Annotated in this window: 23 protein-coding genes; 5 read left to right on the forward strand and 18 right to left on the reverse strand. The window is 70.5% G+C overall.

The features are described from left to right. Positions 1-99 precede the first annotated feature (99 nt). Both ligA and Q9G87_RS13700 read right to left on the reverse strand, forming a co-directional pair. Positions 100-2,289 carry an NAD-dependent DNA ligase LigA gene (gene ligA, locus Q9G87_RS13695; protein WP_305916682.1) on the reverse strand — a complete coding sequence of 730 codons (2,190 nt, stop codon included), beginning with the start codon at positions 2,287-2,289 and terminating at the stop codon, positions 100-102. 102 nt (positions 2,290-2,391) lie between these two features. Further along, positions 2,392-3,384, reverse strand: coding sequence for a methionine synthase (locus Q9G87_RS13700; RefSeq protein WP_305916683.1), 993 nt, complete (start codon positions 3,382-3,384; stop codon positions 2,392-2,394). A 24-nt stretch (positions 3,385-3,408) separates the two neighbouring features. Here Q9G87_RS13700 and Q9G87_RS13705 point away from each other — a divergent pair, with 24 nt between their 5' ends. Continuing rightward, entirely contained in the window at positions 3,409-4,041 is a 633-nt protein-coding gene (locus Q9G87_RS13705; RefSeq protein ID WP_305916684.1) for an MBL fold metallo-hydrolase, read from the forward strand. A 98-nt stretch (positions 4,042-4,139) separates the two neighbouring features. Here Q9G87_RS13705 and mnmA read toward each other — a convergent pair whose 3' ends face one another. Continuing rightward, positions 4,140-5,201, reverse strand: a complete 1,062-nt coding sequence (gene mnmA, locus Q9G87_RS13710) for a tRNA 2-thiouridine(34) synthase MnmA (protein ID WP_305916685.1) — start codon at positions 5,199-5,201, stop codon at positions 4,140-4,142. A 67-nt stretch (positions 5,202-5,268) separates the two neighbouring features. Between mnmA and Q9G87_RS13715 the strand changes: the two genes are divergently transcribed. Further along, the gene (locus Q9G87_RS13715) at positions 5,269-6,324 is read left to right on the forward strand and encodes a DUF695 domain-containing protein (protein ID WP_305916686.1); all 1,056 of its coding nucleotides are present in this window, start codon (positions 5,269-5,271) and stop codon (positions 6,322-6,324) included. Here the strand turns inward: Q9G87_RS13715 and Q9G87_RS13720 are convergent. Further along, positions 6,317-7,480 carry a cysteine desulfurase family protein gene (locus Q9G87_RS13720; protein WP_305916687.1) on the reverse strand — a complete coding sequence of 388 codons (1,164 nt, stop codon included), beginning with the start codon at positions 7,478-7,480 and terminating at the stop codon, positions 6,317-6,319. The genes Q9G87_RS13715 and Q9G87_RS13720 overlap by 8 nt on opposite strands. Before the next feature lie 53 nt (positions 7,481-7,533). Between Q9G87_RS13720 and Q9G87_RS13725 the strand changes: the two genes are divergently transcribed. The 3 genes from Q9G87_RS13725 (at position 7,534) to Q9G87_RS60650 (ending at position 9,977) form a co-directional block, all read left to right on the forward strand. After that, entirely contained in the window at positions 7,534-8,055 is a 522-nt protein-coding gene (locus Q9G87_RS13725; protein WP_305916688.1) for a TetR/AcrR family transcriptional regulator, read from the forward strand. A 287-nt stretch (positions 8,056-8,342) separates the two neighbouring features. Beyond that, positions 8,343-9,536 (forward strand): MFS transporter, encoded by a 1,194-nt coding sequence (locus Q9G87_RS13730; protein ID WP_305916689.1) that lies wholly within the window; start codon positions 8,343-8,345, stop codon positions 9,534-9,536. A gap of 234 nt (positions 9,537-9,770) precedes the next feature. Continuing rightward, a complete protein-coding gene (locus tag Q9G87_RS60650) occupies positions 9,771-9,977 on the forward strand; it encodes a GNAT family N-acetyltransferase (RefSeq protein WP_371825772.1) in 207 nt (68 codons plus the stop codon). Here the strand turns inward: Q9G87_RS60650 and Q9G87_RS13735 are convergent. The 14 genes from Q9G87_RS13735 to Q9G87_RS13800 all read right to left on the reverse strand — a co-directional run bounded on the left by Q9G87_RS13735 (position 9,967) and on the right by Q9G87_RS13800 (position 24,199). After that, positions 9,967-10,362, reverse strand: coding sequence for a type II toxin-antitoxin system VapC family toxin (locus Q9G87_RS13735; RefSeq protein WP_305916690.1), 396 nt, complete (start codon positions 10,360-10,362; stop codon positions 9,967-9,969). The genes Q9G87_RS60650 and Q9G87_RS13735 overlap by 11 nt on opposite strands. Then, positions 10,356-10,610 carry a type II toxin-antitoxin system Phd/YefM family antitoxin gene (locus tag Q9G87_RS13740; RefSeq protein WP_305916691.1) on the reverse strand — a complete coding sequence of 85 codons (255 nt, stop codon included), beginning with the start codon at positions 10,608-10,610 and terminating at the stop codon, positions 10,356-10,358. Before Q9G87_RS13740 ends, Q9G87_RS13735 begins: the two co-directional genes overlap by 7 nt. Before the next feature lie 221 nt (positions 10,611-10,831). Then, positions 10,832-11,785: an electron transfer flavoprotein subunit alpha/FixB family protein gene (locus Q9G87_RS13745; RefSeq protein WP_305916692.1), complete on the reverse strand. Its 954-nt coding sequence runs from the start codon at positions 11,783-11,785 to the stop codon at positions 10,832-10,834. 18 nt (positions 11,786-11,803) lie between these two features. Then, positions 11,804-12,583 (reverse strand): electron transfer flavoprotein subunit beta/FixA family protein, encoded by a 780-nt coding sequence (locus tag Q9G87_RS13750; RefSeq protein WP_305916693.1) that lies wholly within the window; start codon positions 12,581-12,583, stop codon positions 11,804-11,806. Between the two features lie 237 nt (positions 12,584-12,820). Then, positions 12,821-14,026, reverse strand: a complete 1,206-nt coding sequence (locus Q9G87_RS13755; protein ID WP_305916694.1) for a serine/threonine-protein kinase — start codon at positions 14,024-14,026, stop codon at positions 12,821-12,823. A 92-nt stretch (positions 14,027-14,118) separates the two neighbouring features. After that, positions 14,119-15,933, reverse strand: coding sequence for a serine/threonine-protein kinase (locus Q9G87_RS13760; protein WP_305916695.1), 1,815 nt, complete (start codon positions 15,931-15,933; stop codon positions 14,119-14,121). Continuing rightward, on the reverse strand, positions 15,923-17,887 hold the full coding sequence (locus Q9G87_RS13765) for a serine/threonine-protein kinase (protein ID WP_305916696.1): 1,965 nt from the start codon (positions 17,885-17,887) through the stop codon (positions 15,923-15,925). Before Q9G87_RS13765 ends, Q9G87_RS13760 begins: the two co-directional genes overlap by 11 nt. Before the next feature lie 121 nt (positions 17,888-18,008). Beyond that, the gene (locus tag Q9G87_RS13770) at positions 18,009-18,521 is read right to left on the reverse strand and encodes a YbaK/EbsC family protein (protein WP_305916697.1); all 513 of its coding nucleotides are present in this window, start codon (positions 18,519-18,521) and stop codon (positions 18,009-18,011) included. A gap of 59 nt (positions 18,522-18,580) precedes the next feature. Continuing rightward, positions 18,581-20,149: a flavin monoamine oxidase family protein gene (locus Q9G87_RS13775; protein ID WP_305916698.1), complete on the reverse strand. Its 1,569-nt coding sequence runs from the start codon at positions 20,147-20,149 to the stop codon at positions 18,581-18,583. Positions 20,150-20,164: 15 nt separating this feature from the next. Continuing rightward, complete coding sequence (locus Q9G87_RS13780; RefSeq protein ID WP_305916699.1) at positions 20,165-21,007, reverse strand: M55 family metallopeptidase; 843 nt, start codon at positions 21,005-21,007, stop codon at positions 20,165-20,167. Between the two features lie 119 nt (positions 21,008-21,126). Next, the gene (locus tag Q9G87_RS13785) at positions 21,127-22,326 is read right to left on the reverse strand and encodes a DUF6395 domain-containing protein (protein ID WP_305916700.1); all 1,200 of its coding nucleotides are present in this window, start codon (positions 22,324-22,326) and stop codon (positions 21,127-21,129) included. A gap of 20 nt (positions 22,327-22,346) precedes the next feature. Then, positions 22,347-22,706, reverse strand: a complete 360-nt coding sequence (locus Q9G87_RS13790) for a hypothetical protein (RefSeq protein ID WP_305916701.1) — start codon at positions 22,704-22,706, stop codon at positions 22,347-22,349. 56 nt (positions 22,707-22,762) lie between these two features. Further along, positions 22,763-23,536 carry an enoyl-CoA hydratase/isomerase family protein gene (locus tag Q9G87_RS13795; protein ID WP_305916702.1) on the reverse strand — a complete coding sequence of 258 codons (774 nt, stop codon included), beginning with the start codon at positions 23,534-23,536 and terminating at the stop codon, positions 22,763-22,765. Positions 23,537-23,545: 9 nt separating this feature from the next. Then, complete coding sequence (locus Q9G87_RS13800) at positions 23,546-24,199, reverse strand: endonuclease (RefSeq protein WP_305916703.1); 654 nt, start codon at positions 24,197-24,199, stop codon at positions 23,546-23,548. Positions 24,200-24,215: the final 16 nt, after the last annotated feature.

Raw genomic sequence — 24,215 nt, forward strand, 5'->3', positions numbered from 1 at the left:
TCCTCACACCGCCCATGTCCGCCCACCCGAGCGAGCCATGTGCGGCCGGGCGCCATGGCCGGGCCGGGCGGCCGGGCGCCATGGCCGGGCCGAGCGTCGTTAAGCCTCCTCGGGCTTGACCGCCACCTGTGCCGCCGCCTCCGGCCCGTCGTTCAGCAGGACCTCGAACCCGGCCCCGTCCAGGATCGGCACCCCCAGGCTCACCGCCTTGTCGTACTTCGACCCCGCGTTCTCCCCCGCCACCAGGAACGACGTCTTCTTCGACACCGACGAGGCGACCTTCCCGCCCCGCCCGGCCAGCGCTTCGGAAGCCGAGTCCCGGGTGTAACCCTCCAGGGTCCCCGTGACCACGAACGTCAATCCCTCGAGGATCTGCGGCCCCTTCTCCGGCGCCGGCTCGTCTTCCATCCGCACCCCGGCGGCCCGCCACCGTTCGATGATCTCCCGATGCCAGTCGACCGCGAACCACTCCTTGATGGTGGCCGCCATCCGTGGCCCGACGTCTTCGACCGCGGCCAGCTCCTCCTGCGAGGCCTTCATGATGGCGTCGATCGACCGCATGGCGTCGGCGAGCTTGCGCGCGGTGGGCGGCCCGACGTGCCGGATGGACAAGGCGACCAGCACCCGCCACAGCGGCACCTGCTTGGCCTCCTCCAGCTCCGACAGGATCAGGCGAGCGTTCTGGCTGGGCTCGCCGTTGATGTTGGAGAAGAACGAGACGATCTTCTGCTCACCCGTCTTGGGGTCGATCTTGGGCAGGCCGGTGTCCTGGTCGCGGACGACCGACTTGATCGGGGTGAGCTGCTCCATCTTCAGGTCGAACAGGTCGGCCTCGGTGCGCACCACGGGCTCCTGCGGCGGCAGCGGCTGTGTGAGGGCGGTCGCCGCGACGTAGCCGAGCCCGTCGATGTCGAGCGCGTAGCGCCCGGCCGCGAAGTAGATGCGCTCGCGGATCTGCCCAGGGCAGCTGCGGGCGTTGGGGCAGCGCAGGTCGGCGTCGCCCTCCTTCTCGTATGCCAGCTGCGTCCCGCACTCCGGGCAGTGCGTCGGCATGACGAACTCGCGCTCGGACCCGTCACGCAGCGCCGCGACCGGACCGACGATCTCGGGGATGACGTCGCCCGCCTTGCGCAGCACGACGGTGTCGCCGATGAGCACGCCCTTCTTGACCACGATGGCCGCGTTGTGCAGCGTGGCCCGCTCGACGGTCGAACCGGACACGACGACCGGCTCCATCACCGCGTATGGCGTGACCCGCCCGGTCCTGCCCACCCCCACCTGGATGTCCACCAGCTTGGTGTTGACCTCCTCCGGCGGGTATTTGTACGCGATCGCCCAGCGCGGCGCCCGCGAGGTGGAGCCGAGCTCCCGCTGCGTGCGGAAGGCGTCGATCTTGACCACGACCCCGTCGATCTCGTACGCGGGATCGTGCCGGTGCTCGCGGTAGTGCTCGATGTAGCCGTTGACCCCGTCGAAGTCCGGCACCACCTTGTAGAGATCGCTCACCGGCAGCCCGAACTCGCGCAGCCGGTCGTAGACGTCCGACTGCGCCCGTGGCTCCTTCGCGCCCTCCCAGACGCCGATGCCGTGCACCAGCATCCGCAGCGGCCGCTGGGCCGTGATGCGCGGGTCCTTCTGCCGCAGCGTGCCCGCCGCCGAGTTGCGCGGGTTGGCGAACGGCGGCTTGCCCTGCTCCACGAGCTGCTCGTTGAGCTTCTTGAAGTCCTCGACCGGGATGTAGACCTCGCCGCGCACCTCGACCAGGCTCGGCACGTCGTCACCCTTGAGCCGGTGCGGGATCCCCTTGATCGTGCGGACGTTGGCCGTGACGTCGTCGCCGGTGCGCCCGTCGCCCCGGGTGGCGGCGCGCTCCAGCCTGCCGTCCCGGTAGACCAGCGCGATCGCCAGCCCGTCGATCTTCAGCTCGCACAGGTAAGGCCCGGGGTCGCCTTCGGCCAGCCGCTCGGCGCGCGTCGCCCACCCCGTCATGTCCTCGGCGTTGAAGGCGTTGTCCAGGCTCTCCATCCTGGCCAGGTGCTCGACCTTGGCGAAGTCGCCCGCGACCGGCGCGCCGACCTTCTGCGTCGGCGAGTCCGGCGTCTGCAGCGACGGATGGGCCTCCTCCAGCGCGAGCAGCTCCTTGAACCACTCGTCGAACTGGGCGTCGCTGACCGTGGGCTGGTCGAGCACGTAGTAACGCCAGCGGGCGTCCTCGACCAGCTCGCTCAGCTCGGCATGCCGCTTGAGCGCGGCCACAGGCACGCCCCCGACGCTCGACTCGCTGGTCACGGCACCCTCTCCTCTCGTCCGACGGCTTGAGCAAACGCTACCGCCGAGCACCGACAACGCGAATGGCCCGGGCATCCAAGAGTGCCCAGCGCGTATCCGCGCTCAGCCCTCTTGCCTGCCGCCCGCAGGATCCTCCTTGAGCACCTGGGCGGCCTTCCTGCACGCCGCCAGCGCCGCCTTGGCGTAGGCGGGGGACGCCCCGGCCAGCCCGCACGCCGGGGTCAGCACGACCTGCCCGGCGAGCTTGTCCGGCGGGAACCCGAGCCGCCGCCACAGCTCCACCGCCGGCTTGGCGATCACTCCCACATCCGGCAACCGCACGTCCCTGCCCGGCACGACGCCGAGCAAGACCATCGCCCCGGCCTCGGCGAGCTCCCCCAGCGCGTCCTGGTTCCGCCGCCGCAGCAGCGAGGCGTCCACGGAAACCCCGCGTACCCCGCCCCGCCGCAGCACGTCGAACGGCACGGAGCGGGCGCAGCAGTGCACGACCGGATCGTCGAACAGCCGCAGCGACTCTTCGACCCGCCATTCCTCCACGGCGGCGAGCCGGCCGAACCCGGAGGCCGTCGGCACGGTCCCGGCCAGCACCCCAGGCAGCCCCGGCTCGTCGAGCTGCAGCACGATCTCCGTCACCCCGGGCAGCCGGCGCCGCACCTCGGCGCAGTGGTCAGCGACTCCCTGGGCGAGCGAGGCGGTCAGGTCGCGTACGGCCCCGGCGTCGGAGAGCACCTTGTCCCCGTGCCTGAGCTCGATCGTCCCGGCCAGCGTCCACGGCCCGCAGACCTGGAGCTTCAACGGCCCGGCGTAGTCGTGCCCGATCTCCTCCAGCGCGTCCAGGTCCCGTCGCAGATGATCGACGGCTCGCTGATGATCACGCCCGGGCCGGTCGGTCAGCCGCCACCCGGACGGCTGCACCTCGACGGGCAGTTCGATCAGCAGCGCGGCCGTCCTGCCGACCATGTCGGCGCCGACGCCCCTGGCCGGCAGCTCGGGCAGGTACGGCAGCCCCGGCACCTCACCGAACACGACCCGGACCGCTTCAAGATGATCATCTCCAGGATGCGAGCCGACCCCGGTGGCTTCCCACGTAGACATGGGTACAAGCGTAGGCTCTGGCGAATGGAGCTCACCAAGTACGGTCACGCGTGCGTACGCCTGGAGAAGGACGGCAAGGTCCTCGTCATCGACCCGGGGGCGTTCACCGAGGACCCGGTGCTCGACGGCGCCGACGCGGTCCTAATCACCCACCAGCACTTCGACCACGTCGATCCTGGCAAGCTCGCGACCGCCCCGCCGGGCGTGGAGATCTGGACGTGCGAGGGCGTCGCCGGCGAATTGTCCGACGTGCCGGTCAAGGTGAACGTGGTCCGGCACGGCGACGGCTTTGAGACGGCCGGTTTCGGGGTGAAGGTGTTCGGCGAGTGGCATGCAAAGAATCACCCCGATTGGCCGATCGTGCAAAATGTCGGCTTCCTGGTGGACGACGAGGTCTTCTACCCTGGTGACGCGCTCACCGTCCCCGAGGCGGAGGTGCCCACGCTGCTGGTGCCCACCAACGCGCCGTGGCTGAAGATGGCGGAGATGGTGGAGTATCTGCGGACGGTACGCCCCGCGCGGGCGTACTCCACCCACGACGGCCTGCTCAACGACAACGGCCTCGGCCTCGTGGACAACTGGCTGAGGGTGGAATCCGACAAGCTCGGCGCCGACATCCGCCGTCTCCGGATCGGCGAGTCGGTCACCCTGGGCTGACGTCAGGTCAGGTCGGCGTCCACCGTTCGGCCGGCGTCGTCACGACCTCGGACGCGACGAGCGCTACGAGGCCGTGACGACGCCCTCGGACGCGAGCGCTACGAGGCGCCGGCGATGGTGGCGGACCCCACGACGGTGTCCCCGCGGTAGAGGACGGCCGCCTGGCCCGCCGCGACGCCCGTGGCCGGGCGGTCGAGCTCGATGCGCAGCCCGCCGTCGATCTCCTCGAAGCCGCACCCATAGACCTCACCGTGCGCCCGCAGCTGCACGGCGAGCTCGCCGGAGACCTCGGACGGCCCGTTCCACACCGGCGGACCGCAGGTGATCGACGTGACCTCCAGCGCCGAACGCGGCCCGACCGTGACCGTGTTGGACACCGGCTCGATCGACAGCACATAGCGCGGCCTGCCGTCCGTGGCCGGGCGGTCGATGTGCAGGCCCTTGCGCTGGCCGATCGTGTAGCCGTGCGCGCCCTGGTGGCTCCCGACCACCGCGCCGCTCTGGTCCACGATGGGCCCTTCCGCCGACCCGAGCCGCTTGGACAGGAAGCCCCGCGTGTCGCCGTCGGCGATGAAGCAGATGTCGTGGCTGTCGGGCTTGTCCGCGACGGTCAGGCCGCGCCTGGCGGCCTCCGCGCGCACCTCCGCCTTGGTCGAGTCACCCAGCGGGAAGATCGCGTGGCCGAGCTGCTCGCGGGTGAGCACGCCCAGCACGTAGGACTGGTCCTTGCCCTCGTCGACGCTCCTGGACAGGACCCCGTCGACCAGCCTGGCGTGGTGACCGGTGGCGACCGCGTCGAAGCCCAGGGCCAGCGCCCGGTCGAGCACGGCCGCGAACTTGATCTTCTCGTTGCAGCGCAGGCACGGGTTGGGCGTGCGGCCCGCCGCGTATTCGGCCACGAAATCCTCGACCACGTCACGCTGGAAACGCTCGGCCATGTCCCAGATGTAGAACGGGATGCCGATCACGTCGGCGGCGCGGCGCGCGTCCCGCGAGTCCTCGATCGTGCAGCACCCCCGGGCGCCCGTGCGGTGAGATTGGGGGTTGGCGGACAGGGCAAGGTGGACACCAGTGACATCGTGGCCCGCCTCGGCGATCCGAGCGGCGGCCACGGCGGAGTCGACGCCGCCCGACATGGCGGCAAGCACACGCATTCCCATGACCATTCCAGCGTACTGTCCGGCGGGGAGTGCGCGACCATGACGGGGATCTGGGAGTATTCAGCCCATGCGACTGTTCGGGCGCAAGGACGCAGACGACGAGGACGACGAGCCGCGCGGAGACGGGATCGCCGAGTTCTGGACGTGGTGGCAGGAGGCCAGGCCGCGGCTCGACTCGCTCGTGGCCGCGGGCGACACCGGAGGGCTGGAGGACCTGCTCGCCCCGGCCGTCGCCGCGCTGCATCCCGACCTGGTCTGGGAGGTGGCGCCCGGCAGGAACGCCATGCACACCCTGGTGGTGACCTCGGCGGGCGACGCCGAGCTGCGCCCGCTCGCGCACCGCTGGGCCAAGGGCGCGCCGCCGGCCGATCTGCTGTGGGAGTTCCACCCGTCGCGGCAGGCGAACCCGCAGGCGGTGGAGCTCACCCTGGACGTGGGCGGCTTCGAGTTCGCGCTCGACAAGCTGATGCTGGGCCTGCGGGCGCCGCGGGACACGCCGCGGGTCGACGTGGCCGCCTACCATCCGATCTTCGGCGAGCTCGACGAGGACACCAGGATGGAGACCGCGCTGCTGGCCCTGGATTGGCTACTCGGCGAGGACGACGTGGCCAGGTGGGTGGGCGAGATCACGGCCGTCACGTTCGAGCCGATCGACGCGGTGCCCGCCGTGCATCTGCCCGCCGTGGTCGCCGACGTGGCCGCCGGCTTCGACGAGGAGCAGTGGGTGTTGCTCGAAGGGCAGACGGCGGGCGGCGCGCCGCTCGTCGCCACGGCCCGCTATCCGCTACGCCCGGTCGACTATCCGCTGTTCGACCAGCACATCGCGATCACGCTGCCGTACGCGCACCGCGACGAGGCCGGCCTGCCGATCGGCGAGTCGCTGACCGCGCTGCGCGACTTCGAGGAGCGGCTGGCCGCCCGCATGCTCAAACTGCGTGATGACGCGGTGCTCGCCGCGCACCTGAGCACCGAAGGGCTGCGCACCATCCACGTCTACGCCGACCCGACCGGCGAGGCCGCCATCCACGCCAAGGAGCTCATCGTGGGCTGGGAGGAGGGCGAGCCCCGGGTGGACGTCGGCACCGACGCCGGATGGACCGCGGTGGCCCCCTTCCTCAGCTGAGGCCGGCGCGGCGGGCGCGTTCTACGACGGCAGGGAGCACCTCGATCAGCCGGTCGACGTCCTCGCGGGTCGAGGTGTGGCCCAGGGTGAACCTGAGCGAGCCCCGAGCCGCGGCCGCGTCGGCTCCCATGGCCAGCAGCACGTGTGACGGCTGCGCCACGCCCGCCGAGCACGCCGAGCCCGTCGAACACTCCACGCCCTTGGCATCGAGCAGCATGAGCAGCGCGTCGCCCTCGCAGCCGGGGAAGGAGAAGTGGGCGTTGCCGGGCAGCCGGTTGTCCGGATCGCCGTTGAGCAGCACGTCGGGCACGGCCTGACGGACGCGTTCGATGAGCTCGTCGCGCAGCGCCGTCAGACGGCTGCTCAGGGCCTCCTGATGCTTGACGGCGGTGCTGACGGCGGCCGCGAGCCCGGCGATGGCGGGTGCGTCCAGCGTGCCGGAGCGCACGTCGCGCTCCTGGCCACCGCCATGCTGCACGGACACCGGGGTCAGCCCTCTGGCCAGCAACAACGCGCCGACCCCCATCGGGCCGCCGACCTTGTGGCCGGTCAGCGTGAGGGCGTCGGCCCCCGACCCGGCGAACGAGACCGGCAGCTGCCCGATCGCCTGGACCGCGTCGGTGTGGAACGGAATGCCGTGGTCGCGGGCGATGGCGGCCAGCACGCGCACCGGCTGGACGGTGCCGACCTCGTTGTTGGCCCACATGATACTGATCATCGCCACGCCGCCGGGATCGCGCTCGATCGCTTCCCGAAGCGTGTCGGGGTGCACCCGGCCGTAGGCGTCGACGTCCAGCAGCTCGACCTCCGCGCCCTGGCTGCCGGCCAGCCAATGGGCCGGGTCGAGCGCGGCGTGGTGCTCCACGGAGCTGAGCAGCACGCGCCGCCGCGGCTGCCGCGCCCAGTAGAGCCCCTTGATCGCGAGGTTGTCCGCTTCAGTGCCGCCCGAGGTGAACACGACCTCGCTGGGCCGGGCGCTGAGCGCGTCGGCGATCGTCTCCCGCGACTCCTCGACCACCCTGCGTACCTGACGGCCCGCCGCATGCAGCGAGGAAGGGTTTCCCACCCGTTTGAGTTGCTCCGTCATGGCCTCGATCGCCTCGGGCAGCATGGGCGTGGTCGCTGCATGATCAAGATAGGCCGACGGTCTGGTCACGTGCTCAGGGTATCTCGTTTGCGACTGTACCGTCCGGACGGTACAGTAAAGACATGAGACGAGACGAGCTTTTGGACGCGGCGGAGGAGCTCCTCTGCGACCAGGGCTCGGCCGCGCTCACGCTGGCGGCCGTCGCCGAGCGGGCGGGTGTGAGCAAGGGTGGCCTCCTCTATCACTACGGCTCCAAAGAAGCCTTGATCAAGGGCATGGTGGAGCGGTTGATCGAGGACTTCGACGAACTCATGGCCGCTCAGTCAGATGAGACCTACACCGAGCGCTACGTGGGCGCGACGCTGGCCGCCGTGCGATCGGGCCGGCTGCGACGATGGGCCGTCGTCACGGGTGCGTCGGGCAACCTTTTCCTGCTCGCGCCGCTCCGTGACGCGATGGCCCGATGGCATCGCGAGGGGTTGAGCGAGGAGCCGGATCCGCGGGCATCGCAGATCGTACGGCTCGCGTGTGAGGGGCTCTGGGACGTGGCCAGCCACGACCCGGAGCTGAACACCGAGGACGACCTGCAGGCCCTCGAGGGCCGCCTGCGAGCCCTGCTGAAAACTCCGCCCAAAGCGCCCTGACCCGGCCCGTCCCAACGACCCGCACCTAGCGCCGCCGAGGGACTTCGGCCGACCCCGCCGGGTCCGCCGTCCGCGAGGACCCGACGCCTACCGCCACGCCCCCGCTCCGTCCGCCAACCCGGCGCCGGGTCGGCGAGACGGCGTGCGGCGGAGGCCGGCGCGACCAGTACGGCGCCTAGCCACACGACGCCCCACCCGCACGACGCTCCAACCGAGCGGCGTGCCACATGCGTCACCCCACGCCACTGATGTCCAAAATGATTAACGATCTTGTGAGGTGTTGCCGAATGACCCGCAACCTGAGGAGCGCCCGCTACGGGGCGGTCCTCACCTTCGTCCTTGGCGGCCTGATGGTGGGCACGATGACCGTGCGTATCCCGGCGCTGACCGACAAACTCGGCCTGTCCGAGTCCACGGTCGGCGCCATCCTGCTGGTCTGGGGTCTGGGTGCCCTGGTGACCATGCAGTCCATGCGCAGGATCATGACCCGCGCAGGAAGCAGGGCGGTCCTGCGGGTCGGCGGCCCACTCACCGCGCTCAGCCTCGTGGCCGTGGCCTTCGCCCCGGATCTCCTGTGGCTCATGGCCGCCGTGGCGGTGTTCGGCATGGGGTTCGGCATGGTCGACATCGCCATGAACGCCCAGGGGTCCACCGTCGAGCAGGCGTACGGTCGTCCGCTGATGAACGGCATGCACGCGGGCTGGTGCGTCGGCGCGATCGCGGCAGGCGCCCTCGGCAGCCTGTCGATCGCCCTGGGACTGTCGTTCACCGCCAACGTGGCGCTGATCGGCCTGGCCGCGCTACCGGTCATGATCGTGCTCGGCCGCACGTACCTGCCCGAGGCGCCGGCCGCCAAGGCAGCCGCGAGCGGACGCCGCCGCATGCCGCCGATCGTCTACCTGCTCGGCGCGATCATGTTCTTCGCGTTCATGGTGGAGGGCACGGTCGCCGACTGGAACGGCCTGTACATGCGCAACGAGCTCGGCGCCCCCGAGGCCCTGGCGGCGCTCGGCTACCCGGTCTTCGAGGCGGGCATGCTGATCGCCAGGCTCACCGGCGACCGGCTGCGGACCAGGTTCGGCGTGCGCGGCATGCTGACCGTCTCCGGGGTTGCCACGGCCGGGTTCTTCGCGGTGGTGCTGCTGGCTCCCGCGGCGCTGGTGGCGGTGTTCGCGATGTTCTTCGTCGGGCTCGGCGTGGCGACGATCTCGCCGCTCACGCTGTCGCTCGCCGGGACCGCCACCGACACCCCCGGTCCGGCGATCGCGCAGGCGGGCGCGATGGGGTACACGGGCCTCCTGCTCGGCCCCGTGGTGATCGGCTTCCTGTCGGACGCCACCAGCCTGCGTACCGCACTCGGCATCGGCGTCGTCCTGGGCCTGCTGATCGCCCTGGCCGCCCGCCTCCTCCCCCGTAGCGAACCGGCCCCCGTCAACCGGCTCCCGCTCCCGGACCGGCAACCGGCCGAGATCGCCGCCTGACGACCCGATCTGGGAGTTTCCTATGGATCGCCGTCCGCCGCCCCGCGCTCACCCGCCGGGCGGCGCGGCGAGGCGCTATCTTGGCTCGATCATGGAGGAGTGGCTGGATCCGACCGGGATCTCAACGCAGCGCCTGCACGTGAGGGCGACCACACGTGACGACCTGCCCGCGTTGGAACGTACATGGCTGGACCTGGACATCCGCCGCTATCGGGCGGTCCGATCGCCCCCGAGATGCTGGAACGGCGGTCCTACAGCTTCCTGCCCGAACACTGGGGACACGTCTACGCTCGCGAGGCATGCGGGGCGGTCCTGGACTGGGGCTTCGCCAACATCCCAGACACCGACCGGATCGTCGCCATCACCCAGGCGGCCAATCTCCGCTCCGTCCGCTTGAGCTGCGGTAATCGACGCCAGAGTGACGCAGATCTCACAGCTTGATGACATCGACACCAGGCATTTCGTCATAGTCCGCATCCTGTGTGACGACGGGAACGTTGTGCGCTATGGCCGTCGCGGCGATCCAGCTATCGTTTATGGGCGCCTTCCGCCCGGCGGCACGTAGACGAGAAACCAGCAAGGCCCGAGCGTCGGAGACGGCCTCGTCGATGGCGATGGGCTCGAAACGTTCGGCGAGCTGATACGTGGAGAGTCGTCGGGCAGATGTGTCAGGATCACGAGCCTGAAGTACGCCGAGCCTCAGCTGACCGAGGGTCACCACAGAGACACCCCACTCATAGTCCACGAACCGGCTGGCATCGAAGCGCTCCGCCTCTAGCCCGATGAAGATCGACGTGTCAGCCAGCGCGCGTTTGCGCTCTACCACGGGAGATCGTCCGTCGTCTCGGTGAGGGTCTCCCGCAGTTCGTCCGCAAGGCCTGTGGTGTCCGCACCGAGACGGGTCAGTTCGGTACCGATTTCGACAGCGGAAATCCATTGGCGGCGACGAGAGACCGGGATGATCTTCGCGACCGGGCGATTGTCTCGGAGAACCTCGATCTCCTCGCCGGATTCAACACGCCGCAGCACATCGGCAGTGTTATTTCGCAATTCTCGGGCAGGAATAGCTGTCATACCACGAGCGTAGGTAACGCGCTACAAGCGTAGCAACGCCTCCGCGGCCTCGATTGTGGAGTCCTCCCGCCCACGCCCTCGGCCACGCGGTCGAGCCGACGAATCGGCGAAGCGGCTTTGAGCGGGGGGTTTGGGGGGCCGCGCCCCCCAATGTCACAACCTGAGCTCTATATGCGCGAAGCGCCACCGAGCGAAGACCGTGCTCTGACCCCCCGCACACCCTACTTGCGCTTCTTGACTTCCTCCGTGAGCTGGGGCACGACCTGGTGAAGGTCGCCCACCACGCCGTAGTCGGCCAGCTCGAAGATCGGCGCCTCAGGGTCCTTGTTGATGGCGACGATCGTCTTGGCGGTCTGCATGCCGGCCCGGTGCTGGATCGCCCCAGAAATGCCGGCCGCGATGTAGAGCTGCGGCGACACCGTCTTGCCCGTCTGGCCCACCTGGAACTGGTGCGGATACCAGCCCGCGTCCGTCGCGGCGCGCGAGGCGCCGACGGCCGCGCCGAGCGCGTCCGCGAGCTCCTCGATGATGGAGAAGTTTTCGGCCGAGCCGACGCCGCGGCCGCCGGAGACCACGATCGCGGCCTCGGTCAGCTCGGGGCGGGCGCCCTTCTCCTGCTTGACGCGCTCCACGATGCGGGCCGCCTTGGCCGCGTCGGACAGCGCCACCGAGATCTCCTCCTCCGCTCCGGCGCCCGCGGCGGGCGCGGGGGCCGTGGAGTTGGGGCGTACGGCGACGATCGGGGTGCCCTTGCGGACCTTCGACTGCACGTTGATGCCGCCGCCGAAGATCGACTGGTCGGCCACGAAGCCCTCGCCGAGGCCCACGGCGTCCGTGATGACGCCGGAGTCGGTCTTGACCGCGAGGCGGCCGGCGACTTCCTTGCCCTCGGGCGTGGCGGCGACCAGCACGGCCGACGGCGACTTGTCGGCCACCAGCTGGGCCAGCAGCTCGGCCTTGGGCGCGACGACGTGGTCGACGATGTCGCTCGCGGGAGCGACATAGATCTTCTCGGCGCCGTACTCGGCCAGCCTGGCCTTGGCGTCCGGCGTGATGCCGGGGCCGGCCCAGACGGCGGCCGGCGTGCCGAGGGAGCGGGCCAGCGTGAGCAGCTCCAGCGTGACCTTCTTGACCTCGCCGTCGACCTGCTCGACGAGAACGAGAATCTCCGACATTTCAGTAATCCCCCGTTCTCAGATGAACTTCTTGGACGCGAGGAAGTCGGCGGCCTTCTCGCCACCGTCGCCCTCGTCCTTGACGACCGTGCCGGCCGCGCGCGGCGGGGCCGCGGCGAAGTCGACGACCTCGGACCAGGCCGCGGCCAGGCCGACCTGGGCGGCGTCGATGGAGGCGTCGCCGATGGCGAGCGTCTCGACCGGCTTCTTCTTGGCCGCCATGATGCCCTTGAACGAGGGGTAACGCGGCTCGTTGATCTTCTCCACCACGGAGACGACGGCCGGCAGCGTGGCCGAGACCTTGTCGAAGCCGTAGTCGGTGAGGCGCTGGATGGTGATCGAGGAGCCCTCGATCTCGACCTTGTTGGCCAGCGTGAGCTGTGGCGCACCGAGGCGCTCGGCCAGCATCGCGGCCAGCACGCCGGTGCGTGCGTCGGTGGACTCCGAGCCCAGGACGACCAGGTCGAAGCCGATCTTCTTGAGCACCTGCGCCATCGCGTACGAGGTCGACAGCGCGTCCGAGCCGTGCAGGGCCTCGTCGCTCAGGTGCACGGCCTTGTCGGCGCCCATGGCCAGGGCCTTGCGGATGGTCTCGGTGGCCTTGCCTGGGCCCATGGTGAGCACGGTGACCTCGCCACCGTGGGCTTCCTTGAGCTTCAGCGCCTCCTCGACCGCGTACTCGTCAAGCTCGTTGACCACGCCGTCGGCGGCGTCGCGGTCGAGCGTCTTGTCATCGGACCGCAGCTTGCGCTCGGTCGCCGTGTCGGGGACCTGCTTCACGCAGACGACGATGTTCATGGCCGGTGGCCGACCTCCCGTTTCGCGTGCGCCACCGCGTCGCTGCGGTGGGCGCCGGATGCAATGCTGTCCAGACTGCCAGGTGTCCTCCGGGCTCCCGGCAGAGGGTGGCTTGTCGCGGTCATGTTACCCATGGGTAGCTTACGCGCAAACCGCCGCGGATGCGGACGACACGACAGCCACCATACCGAACTAAATTCTGTTGACGCCCACCAGGCCCCGCCCCGCCACGAACCGTCATGCCGACAGCAGGAACACGATCCCGACCACCAGCGCCGTGCCCGCGAACAGCGCCAGCGTGAACGTGCTGAAGAGCGCCGCCAGCCCGAAACACAGCCCGACGACCCCCGCCACGCTCACCATATCCGTGATCATGCGACTGCGCCGGTAAGGGCCGCGCGAGAACAGCGCCACCCCCGCGTCCGCCACCACGGCCAGCGCGTACGCCGCCAGCAGGAAGAGCGCGACCTCCGACAGCGGCTCCCACGCCGCCGCCGCCAGTAACGACACGAACAGCCCCGAGCCGATCAGCCAGCGCCTGCGTACCTTCTCCCGATGCCGGGCCTTGGACTCCTCCACCGTCCGCCGATGCCGTTCCTTGCCCGGCCGCCACTCCACGGTCATCGCGTGGTCGGCTGCACGGGAGGTGCGGGGTGGCGGAGCAGGCACGTGGGCGACGCCCAGCTTGGCGCAGATCTCCGTGGCCGTCGGCCGCGCGGCCGGATCGACGGACAGGCACGCCCGTAACAGCGGCGCCAGCCACTCGGGCACGCCTTCCAGATCGGGCGGATGGTGCACGACCCGGTAGGCGACCGCGGAGGCCGGACCCTGCCCGTACGGCTGCCGCCCGGTCGCCGCGTACGCCAGCGTCGCCCCGAACGAGAACACGTCGGCCTCCATGCCCGCCTGCTTGCCCTCCAGCACCTCGGGGGCCAGGTAGCCGGGCGTGCCCACCACCGCGCCCGAGGCGGTGACCGACAGCGAGTCGAGCGCGCTGGCGATGCCGAAGTCGATGACGACGGGATCGCCTTCGGCCATCATCACGTTCGCCGGCTTGAGATCGCGGTGGATCACTCCGGCCTCGTGCATGGCCAGCAACGCGTCGGCCAGCCCGGAGGCCAGCCTGTGCAGATCGTCCACGGGCGCGGGCAGGGCGCTGAGCGGTCGGCCCTGGACATAACGGGTCACGAGATAGGGTCGGGCGCCCTCTAGCGAGGCGTCGAGCACCTCCGCCACGTGCGGCCCGCCGACCCTGCGCATGGTCTCCACCTCGCGCGCCAGCCGGGCGAGCGCGCCGGAGCTCGCGCCGTCGGCCGCGATGTGCGGGTGCAGCACCTTGACCGCGACCGTGCGTCCCTCGGCGTCGAGCGCGAGATGCACCTCGCCGAACCCGCCTGCCCCGAGCCGGGAAAGTAGCTCATAGGGGCCGAGACGCTCGCTCATACCTCTACTCTCCCCCTGACGGCTCGCCGGGACACTCGGGCGCCATCCTCCTGACGCCCACCCGGCAGACTCAGGCGCCCTGCCGGGACGCCTCAGGACCAGTTGGTCAGGAAGCCCAGCCCGAGATCGTCCAGCAGGCTGCCGATCAGCCCGCTGATCAGCCCCATCGTGCTCTGCCTGGCCTCGCTGGCCAGCTGGTCGATGACCGTCTCCGGCGCCTGCCACGGCGACCACACCGGCTGCTGGCCCAGCGCGAACATCACCGCGAACAGCGCCGCCGTGCCCACCAGCACGACCGCGACCAGCGCCGCGCCCGGCGTACGCAGGACGCTGGTGAGCGAGCGGGTCACGGCCTTACGCGGCGCACCGCCGCCGGGCAGCACGAACAGGCCGGCGGTGAACGCTCCGGCCCCGTAGGCGGCCGCCTCATTGACGCTCATCCTGCCCGCCCAGTAGAGCACGCCCCACACACACACGCCGAACAGCAGCGCCAGCGGCCCGTGCACGGCTGTCACGAGCGCCGACTTCACGAGCGCCCACGGCGTGCCGACCACTACGAGCAGCGGGTCGGACCCGCTGCTGCCGCGGATCTGCCGCCGCTTGACCAGGTCGCCGAACAGGTATTCGCCGAGCCGCAACACCAGCGCCAGCACGAGCGCCACCGCGCCCACCATGACCGGCATCATGACCGTCAGCGCGACCAGCGTGACCAGCAGCAGCAACCCGGTGAACTGGCTGCCGAACAGATATTTCTTCCGCTCGGCCGGCGGAGTGTATTGAGGCGGCGGAACGTAACGAGACGCCGGTGGCGGCGGGGCCGTGCGCGGCTGCGGCGCCGGGTAGCCGGCCACCCGCTGGTCGGCCATCGGCGGCCGGGCGGAGACGGGCGCGGGCACGTAGGGCGGCGGCTTCTCCTCACGCCGCTTCTTCTCCCGCGGCGGAGCCGGGGGCGGCGGCGCAGGCTTGGCGTATTGGACCGGAGGCAGCAGGTCGGAGTAGGAGTCCATGACCCGCGTCCCGCTGCCCATGCGCTTGGTCCCCGTCGGCCCATCGAAGGAGGGCGTCTCGTTGAACGTGGTCACCGACGGATCCAGCGCCCTGGCCATCCGCAGCAACTCCTGCGCGCCGGGCCGCGCCGCAGGGTCGACCTGCAGGGCCCGGCTGAGCCAGTGGCGCAGCCACGCGGGCGCCTTGTCGAGCTGCGCCCGCCCTTCCATGATGTTGAAGCAGACCGCCTCGAACGTGCCCGTGCCGAACGGCGGCGCGCCGGTCGCGGCGAAGAACACCGTCGAGGCCAGGGCATGCACGTCGGCCGCCTGGGTGATGTCCGTATCGCGGATGATCTCCGGCGCCAGGTAGCCGGGCGTGCCGACGAACATGCCGGTCTGCGTCAGCCTGGTGGCGTTGACCAGGTGGGCGATGCCGAAGTCGATGACCAGCGGCTCGCCGTCGACGAGCATGACGTTGGACGGCTTGAAGTCGCGGTGGATCACCTCGGCCGCGTGAATGGCCACCAGCGCCCGGCAGAGCCCCTGGGCGAGCTTGATGACCTCGCGCGCCGTGAGGGCGCCGTCGGTCAGGACAGTGTCCTCCAGCGTGCGGCCCGGGGCGAAGCGGGTCACGACGTAGGGCTGGCCGCCCACGAGCTCGGCGTCGATGACCTCGGCGACGAACGGGCTGCGCACCCGGCGCATGGTCTCGACCTCGCGGGTCAGCCGGTCGCGCGCCTTGAGGTCGGCGGCCACGTGCGGGTGGAGCACCTTGATGGCGACCTCGCGGCCCTCGCCGTCGAGACCGAGATGGACGACACCCATGCCGCCTTCGCCGATCTTCCTGACGAGCCGATAAGGGCCGAGCCGCTCTGGTGCCTGGGTGTTCATCGCCGCCTTCCCCGGATCATCCCCCATCCTTCAGGTCCTTGAGCAGCTCCACCACTGGATCGACGTTCAGCGGAGTCCATACGGCCCCCCTTGCGTTGTCCCCGAACGTGCCGTAAGCGAGGATCAGCGAGAGCGCGGCACCCGCCGCGAGGATTCCCGCTATCACCATCGCCGCTGTTCTCGAGGGTACGAGCGATGAGAGCGTTCTGCGCATTTGTTTGCCGGGACCCTCGACCCCGGGGCCGGCGCACACGGTCCACAGCGCGACCGCGGCGCCCCAGGCGAGGGCGTTGTACGAATCCATCCCGGCCACTACCGATAGCAACAGTGTAACCGGCAGCCCCAGGATGAGCGCGTAGAGCACCAGGGCGAGCGTGATGCCCACCGATTTGGCGAGTGCCTTGGGGTAGGCCAGCACCCTGATCACGTCGAGCGCGGCGGCGCCGGCGGCCCGCCGGGCGGTGAGCTGGGGCTGCGCCAGGTCGGCCGCGCGCAGCAGCACCGCGATCGGGATGGCCGCGACGGCCACGAGCACGGGCGCCAGCACGGCCGCCACGGTCATGAGGACGAGCAGCATGGCGCTCGCCACGCCGTACGCCCTGGAACGCTGCAGTGCCCTGCCAGGCGCGGCCGCCGGGATGTAAGGCTCCCGCTTGGTCATCCGATCCGGCGGATATTGCGGCTGCGCCGGGATGTAAGGAGGCGGCTGGGCCGGCGTCGGGCTCGGCCTGCCGTAGTCGGGCATGTCGGGGCCGTGACCCACCCTGCCCATGTCGGGGCCGGGCCTGCCGGCGTCAGGGCCGGTGCTGAGCCTGCCGTAGTCCGGCGAGTCGGGGCGTACGCGCCTGGTCGGCACGTCGGTCTCGCCCGGCGGGACCGGGTGGTTGTTGGCCTGCGGCTGCGGCCACGGCTGGCTCGGCGGAACCGGAGCGCCCTCGCGCTGGATCTGCCGCAGCTCCTCGGGCGTGACCCGGCGGGTCGGCCACGGGTCGGCCTGGTTGGGCAGCAGCGAGACGTATGGCTGCTCCTGCGGCGGCGCGGCGGGCTGGTCCTGGCCTTCGAGCAGCCGTCTGGGCGTGACCGGCGGCGTGGAGATGTCATAGGCCGGCTTGTCCGTCACACGAGGCGGCGGTGTGTCCGTCGCGCGTGGCGCGGTGGAGATCTCGTCGGGCATGCCGCCCGGCGGCGGCTGCTGCGGCAACATCCTGGCGGTCTGCTCGGCCAGGTCGGCCGCCTTGGGACGCTTGTTGGGGTTGCGCTGGAAGGCCGCCTTGAGCAGCGGCTGCAGCGTCGCCGGGGCGGCGCTGACGTCGGCCTTGCCCGCGGTGATGTTGTAGAAGATCATCTCCAGCGTGCCCTTGCCGAAGGGCGGCTGGCCGGTCGCCGCGAACAGCAGCGTGCCCGCCCACGCATGGACGTCGACCTCGGGGCCCGCCTCCTGGCCCTCGATGATCTCGGGCGCGAGGTAGCCGGGCGTGCCGATGAACATGCCGGTCTGCGTCAGCCGGGTCGCGTCGACCGCCTGGGCGATGCCGAAGTCGATCAGGACGGGCTCACCGTCCAGGATCATGACGTTGCCGGGCTTGAGATCACGGTGGATCACGCCGACCGAATGCACGGCGGCCAGCGCCGACGCCACCCCGTGCGCGACCCTGGTCAGCGCGGGCAGGTCGAGGGGGCCGTCGTCCTTGACGATCTCGTCGAGCGGGCGGCCCGGCACGAAACGGGTGACGATATAAGGCCGATGACCGGTGACGTCGGCGTCGACGACCTCGGCGATGTATTTGCTGCGGACCCGGCGCATGGTCTCGACCTCGCGCGAAAGCCGCCGCCTGGCGACCTCGTCGCCGGCGACCTCTCCGCGCAGGACCTTGACCGCCACCTGCCGCCCCTGCGGGTCGGCAGCGAGGTGGACAACGCCCATCCCGCCTTCACCGAGCCGCCTGAGCAGCCGGTAAGGGCCAAGTCGGTCATCGTTCATGGCATGAAGCACCATACCGGCTTAATCCCCGCCCACGAGATGAACCATGAGGCCACATTCCCACTCGTACAACGTCCGCAATGGCCCCATGGGTTTCCCATCCAACGGTCTCGAATCGGCTTCAGTTTGCTAGGGCCAGGACCTCGGCCCGCTTGAGCCCGGACAGCGCGGCGCCGGAGACGGCGAGCTTCGATCTGCGCAGGCCGCTGCCGATCACCACCCTCGGATGCTCGGCGACGTGCGCGTCCACCAGGATCGGCCAGTCGTCGGGCAGGCCGAGCGGCGTGATGCCGCCATATTCCATCCCGGTCAGCTCGACCGCGTCGTCCATCGGCGCGAAGCTCGCTTTACGGGCGTCGAGATGCCTGCGTACGACGCCGTTCACGTCGACGCGCATGGTCGCGAGCACCATGCAGGCGGCGTAGCGCGTCTCGCCGCCCCGTTTGGCCGCCACGACCACGCAGTTGGCCGACTCGTCGAGCCGTACGCCATAGCGCTCGCAGAAGGCCGCGGTGTCGGCGAGATCGGGGTCGATCTCGGCCACCTCGACGCCCTCCATGCCGGCCACGGCATGAGCCACGGGATCGGCCAGGAGGTCGGTTCGTTCGGTCGCGGGGACCCAGTGCAGCGTCATCCCATCTCCTCGATTCGCTTCTCCTCGGACCCTATGCCGGTCCGTGGAGCAGCGTGCCGTCACGGCGACTGCAACACGCGCTGGTGCAGCTGAGTGACGGCGCCGCGGGCGGACTCCATGGCCCCCGCCTGCCAAGCGATCAAGTGGGTGAGCCAGTCGCCCGCGAAGTAGACCCTTCCGGCAGGGCGTTGCAGAAGAGTGAAGGACGAATCAAAGGCGGGCCAGCGTACCCAGCCGCCCTGGATGTGGGCCTGGCGTTCCCAGGCGATGGAGACGCTGGACAGCAGGTTCTGGCGGTATTTGTCGCCGTGGATCTTCTTGCCCTGGGTGAGCGCCCTGCGCCTTCTGTCCTCCGGGGTGAGGGCGCCGTAGAGCTCGGCCTGGCGCTCGGTGTTGTAGTAGCCGACGATGAGGCCGCGCTCCGCGTGGTAGCCGTGCGACGGATACCAGATGTGGGTGATGTCCAGGTCGGTCTCGGTCACGCCGCCGTAGATGCGGTCCTCCAGCTCCCACCAGCGCGTGCCGTACTCCAGGCCGATCTTGCCGGCGGCGATCGGGACCGGCGTCCTGAGCGCGGCGGTGACCTCGGCGCCGAGGTTGTGCGGGATCTTGGCGAGGAGGTGGGGCGGGAGGGTGGCGATGCAGTAGTCGGCCTTGATGGCGCCGCCCTCGTAGACGACCTCCACGCCATCGTCCAGCGTGGTGATCTTGGTGACCTTGGCGCCGGTGGTGATGCGGTCCTGGCCTACCGCCTCGGTGAGCTTGGTGACGATCGCGTCCATGCCGCCGACCGGCTGGAACATCGGGGTGGCCTGGTCGTGGCCGAAGTCGTTGGTGATCGCGCGGCCGGTGCCGGCGGCGAGGACCTGGCGGAGGGTGCCGGGGGCGTCGAGGGGGGCGCCGAGGTCGATTGCCGGATATTTCACGAAACCGCGACGGGGGGAACCCTCGTACTCGAGCTTGGGGCCGAGGTCGCCGAACCTTCTGAGGAAGTCGAGCAGACGTTCCTGGTCGTCCTGGGTGATGGCCTTGTCGAGGGCGCCGAGGTTGGTGGCCTTGGCAAGTAATTCCGCCATATATCCGTACATGTCGGCTCGGGCCGTGCGGGCCCGTACCGTCTGGCCGTTGGTGTGCACGTAGGCGGAGGCGTTGTTGTTGACGAACGTCTCGATGGGGATGCCCAGTTCGCGGCAGTAGTCGAGGGTCACCATCCAGGGCGCGATGCGGCCGGGGCCCGCGTTGAAGTAAACGCCCTCGCCGAACGTCACCTCCTGGGCCGGGCCGTTCAGCTCCGCCAGCCGGTCGCCGCCGCGGAGCGTCAGGTTCCTGCCGCCCGCCTTCTCCCTGGCCTCGAGGAGGGTGCAGTCGTACCCGCTCTTGCCGAGCTCGTACGCGGCGGTCAGGCCGGCGACGCCCGCGCCCAGGATCACCACCTTGGCGGAGGCCTTCCCGCGCAGCGCGAAGTCGCCCGGCCTGGGGGCGGCGAACTGCTTGTCCTGCCCGGAAGGAGCCAGGCCCAGGGCGCCCATGGCGGCGTACATGGCGCCCGCGCCGCCCACCGCCCCGATCCCGACGAGCAGCCCCCTCCGGGTCAGCGCCGCGGAGCTCCGAGCTCCGGCACCTTCCACGCCCGCTCCCCTTCCTCAGCCGTAGGGGCCGCTGCCACAGGCGACCTGACCACCGATGGTGGCGAAGATGCCGAACAGCGCCATGATCTGGGTGAAGTCGTCGGTGGTGAACTCGATCTGCCGCGATCCGGCGGTCTTCACGCCGGGAATCAGCGCGACGGCCGCGGCGATGGCGGTGGAGTTCCACTCCACCGCGAGCGTGTACGGCGCCGCCAGCCGGTAAGGCGTGAAGTCGCTCAACCGGCCGAGCGCGCGAGCCATGGCCTCACGGATGCGAGCCTGGGCGACGCCCGGCGGCAGCAACTCGGCCGAGAACTTGTCGATGCCCTTCTTCACCGCGACCGTCTCGACGTCGCCGAGCAGCTCGCGTGCCTCCTCACCGACCGCCTCGTCCCCGGTGACCAGCACCACCGGCACGCCGTGGAACCCGGCGCAAGCGGCCACGAGGCGGGTCTCGCCGCACAGCTCGCCGTTGAGGTAGACGTTCTGGATTTCCTTGCCCATCCAGGTGTGGTTGAGCACGCCGTCCGCCACGCCTGCGCGGGCGTGGTAGCCGACGAACCCGGCCGCCTGGAACGAGCCGTCGAGCCCCTGGGCCATGCGCTGCGCCTTGCCCGGTCCCCGGATGAGACTGGCCCGCTCGTCCAGCAGGTCGATCCTGAGGTTCTTGGTGGAGCCGTGGGCGTCGTTGACCAGCACGCTCGCCGCCCCCGCCTGGTACGCGCCCGCGACGGCGGCGTTGGCGTCGGCGGTCATCAGCTCGCACCCGCGCTCGTAGCCGCGCCGACCGGCGTGCATCTCCTCGGGGTCGGTCAGCCCCGTCACGCCCTCCATGTCCACCGACAGATAAACCTTCACGCACCCAGCTCCTCGCCTAGCTCACACCCGCACGGCGAACCCGCCGCATCTTCTCCGGCCCGTGCCGACCGTAAACCGCACCACCGACCGCACGCCCTCGCCCCGGTCGACGATGTCCGTCAGGAGCCCCATGTTTCCACCCGGCGGGCCTCGGCCTCGGTCATGAACCCGACGTGGGCCCCCATGAACGCGGCCGCCTGATCACGCCACTGCGCCGGAATCTCGTCGATGGCCGGCGGGTAGCAGTGGTCGAGCCAGCTCGTCGACTCCTCGCTCGCCTCGAAGTAGTCCAGCGCCCGGGCGAAGACGGTGTTCTCGATCCCGGGCACCCGCGCCAGCCCGTACTCGATCATCTCTTGCCCGCCGTACGGCGGCTTCCTCAGCCACTTGCGCACGACAGGACGGTCGGCGGTGAGCGGCGTGTCCAGCGGCCGCCGCTCGACGGCGGCCTGGATGAGCTCCTTGTACAGGCATTTCCCGCACGTGCGGCACGGGCCGTCGGTGCCGCGCAGGCACCAGCGCACCTGACCCTTGAGGTCGGAGCTCAGGGCCACCCGCATGGTGATCGCCTCGCTCACGCCGCCGACGGGCAGCACGATGTGCACCCCGGCCGCGGCGAACAACTTCCCCCACCGGCCATGCGGCGACCATATGGGATTGTCGGGCGTGAACCGGTGCAGATAGCGCCCACCACCCAGCCAGCGTGAGCCGAGCTCATAGCCGAAGCCCAGCCCACCGAGGTCCAGCTCGTCGGCGAGCAGCAGCGCACCCGCCGCGACCGCGTGGTGCTCCGGGTAGCCGGGACGCGGCTCGGCGAGCGTATATTCCAGGTCGGACGTGACCGTGGACACCGTCCGTCCGGTCGTCGCGGCGAGCCCCGCCAGCACGTCGGACCGGTAGTGCGGCCACCGGTTGGGCACGCGCCGATGCGCCACCCGCCGGAAGTGCACGAAAGGCGCGTCAGGGTAGATCGTGGCCGCGGCCACGGAGTCCGCGCCGCCGCTGTACGAGATCGCGAGCGTACGGCCCGCCTGCCGCGCCTGCGCCCCCACCGGCCCGGCCTCGATGCCCCAGCCGTCGTGGAACGCGGCGGCGAGCTCGGCCGAGATGGCCCGGTCGAAGGAGATCCGCCGCCGGGTCCACGGCGCGACGACGGTCCAGGCCGCGACCGCGAACAGGTCGGGGTGGGCGTCGGCGGGGACGCCGCCGATGGAGCAGGAGTTGGTGGCCAGTTTGACGGGGTAGTCGTCGGAGGCTCGCCCGGTGATCTCGTCCTCGGGGTCGAGGCGGAAGCTCAGGTCCCCGCCAGTCGATGTCACAGCCGAGGTCACAGCCCACGTCACACGCACGGCCGCTCCCCCGGCTCGGCCGAGCTCCGGCGAGCTCCGGCGTGCCGCAGCTCGTCGATGGCCTGCCAGACGAGGACCTCGTTCTGGAGCACCCCGTCCAGCGCCTTCGCCGTCTCCTGGGCGAGCCGGCGCGTGTCGTCGATCGTCGCCTGGTCCGCTGCCACCGGCGGCTTGGCATTCCTGAGGCGTGCCACCTCGTCCTGGAGGGTGACCACTTCCCGCCGCAGCGTCTGGACTTCCCAGAGCGCGTCCTTGATGTCCTGCCGGTGGTCGGCGATCGAGATGTAGCGGGAGTCGAACCACGTGCGCACGGCCGCGCGGAGCCGGGCAGGGACCAGGACGCGCATCATGAAACGCCACCATACTGGCAAACCCGGAGCCAGATGGACGGCCTGAACGAACGGGCCTACCGGCCCGTGAACTTGGGCTTGGTCTTCTCGGTGAACGCCTGCATACCGATCTTGGAGTCGTCCGTGGCGAAGAGCCCGGAGAACTGCAGCCGCTCAACCTCAAGGCCCGTGTCCAGGTCCACCTCCAGACCTTGGTCGACGGCCTGCTTGGCGGCGCGCAACGCGACCGCGGGACCGCCCACGAACGTGGCGGCCCATTCCAGCGCGGCCGTGTAGACCTGCTCGTCCGGCACCACCCGGTCCACCAGCCCGATCTCCTGGGCCTCGGCGGCGGGAACGTGGCGGCCGGTGAAGATCAGGTCCTTGGCGCGAGCCGGGCCGATGAGGCGGGGCAGGCGCTGGGTGCCGCCCGCGCCAGGGATGATGCCCAGCAGGATCTCCGGCTGCCCCAGCTTGGCCGACTCGCCGGCGACCCGGAAGTCGGCGCACAGGGACAGCTCGCAGCCGCCGCCCAGGGCGTAACCGGTGATCGCGGCGATGACCGGCTTGCCGATCCGGGCGACCGCCGTGAAGCACTCCTGGAGCGTGCGGGAATGAGCGACCATGTCCGCGTAGGACATGTCGGCCATCTCCTTGATGTCGGCGCCCGCCGCGAAGACCTTCGCGCCGCCGTAGAGGATGACCGCCTGCACCTGCGGGTCGGCGTCCACGATGCGCGCCGCTTCGGCGATCTCCAGCTGGACCTGGCCGTTGAGCGCGTTCATCTTGGGACGGTCAAGACGGATCGTGGCGATCTGGTCGGCTACTTCGACGCTCACAAACTCACCCATGGTCCGAACCTATCCTGCCGCGGACTTCACCTCATCAACCGTCCTCTTGCTCCGCGACACCCGGACGAGTGCGGCCGACAGGCGGGCCAGCTCCTCACCGGAGTGGGTCAGCTCGGCCAGCGGGCCGGCCTGCTTCGGCAGCCCCAGCTTGCCCGCGCCGTCCAGCACCCGCTTGTCCAGGTGCGGCGCGACCTGCGGCCACACGGCCTGGACCTCCCGCAGGAAGATGTCCGCCCCGGTCGGCCCGATGCCGGGGAACTCCATCAGCAGCGACGCGATCCGCCGGTCGTCGCCCTTGGCCTCGTCGCGCAGCTTCCGCAGGTCCCCCTTCCAGCGGTCGAGGAGCAGCTCGGCGCCGTCGCCGAGCATGGTGGCGGTACGTTCGTCGTAGCGGCGGTAGTGGCCGCGGCCCAGCGCGTCCACCCGGTCCTGCCAGCTCGCCTCCCGCATGCCCTTGGGCGTGCCGTACCCGGCCTTGAACAGCTCTTTCGCGGCCGCGACCGCGACGCCGGACGAGATCCGAGCGCTGAGCAGGGTGGCCAGGACGAGCAGTTGGTACAGAGGCCTCGGCTGGTCGGACAGCTTGATGCCGGCCTCGCCCGCGAACGTGCTGCCGTAGCGGTCGAGCAGGACGTCGAGAACCGCTTTGTCGGTCTTGGTCATGCCCATCCCGCTACCC

The organism is Nonomuraea turcica (assembly GCF_030718205.1).
Classification (GTDB): Bacteria; Actinomycetota; Actinomycetes; order Streptosporangiales; family Streptosporangiaceae; genus Nonomuraea.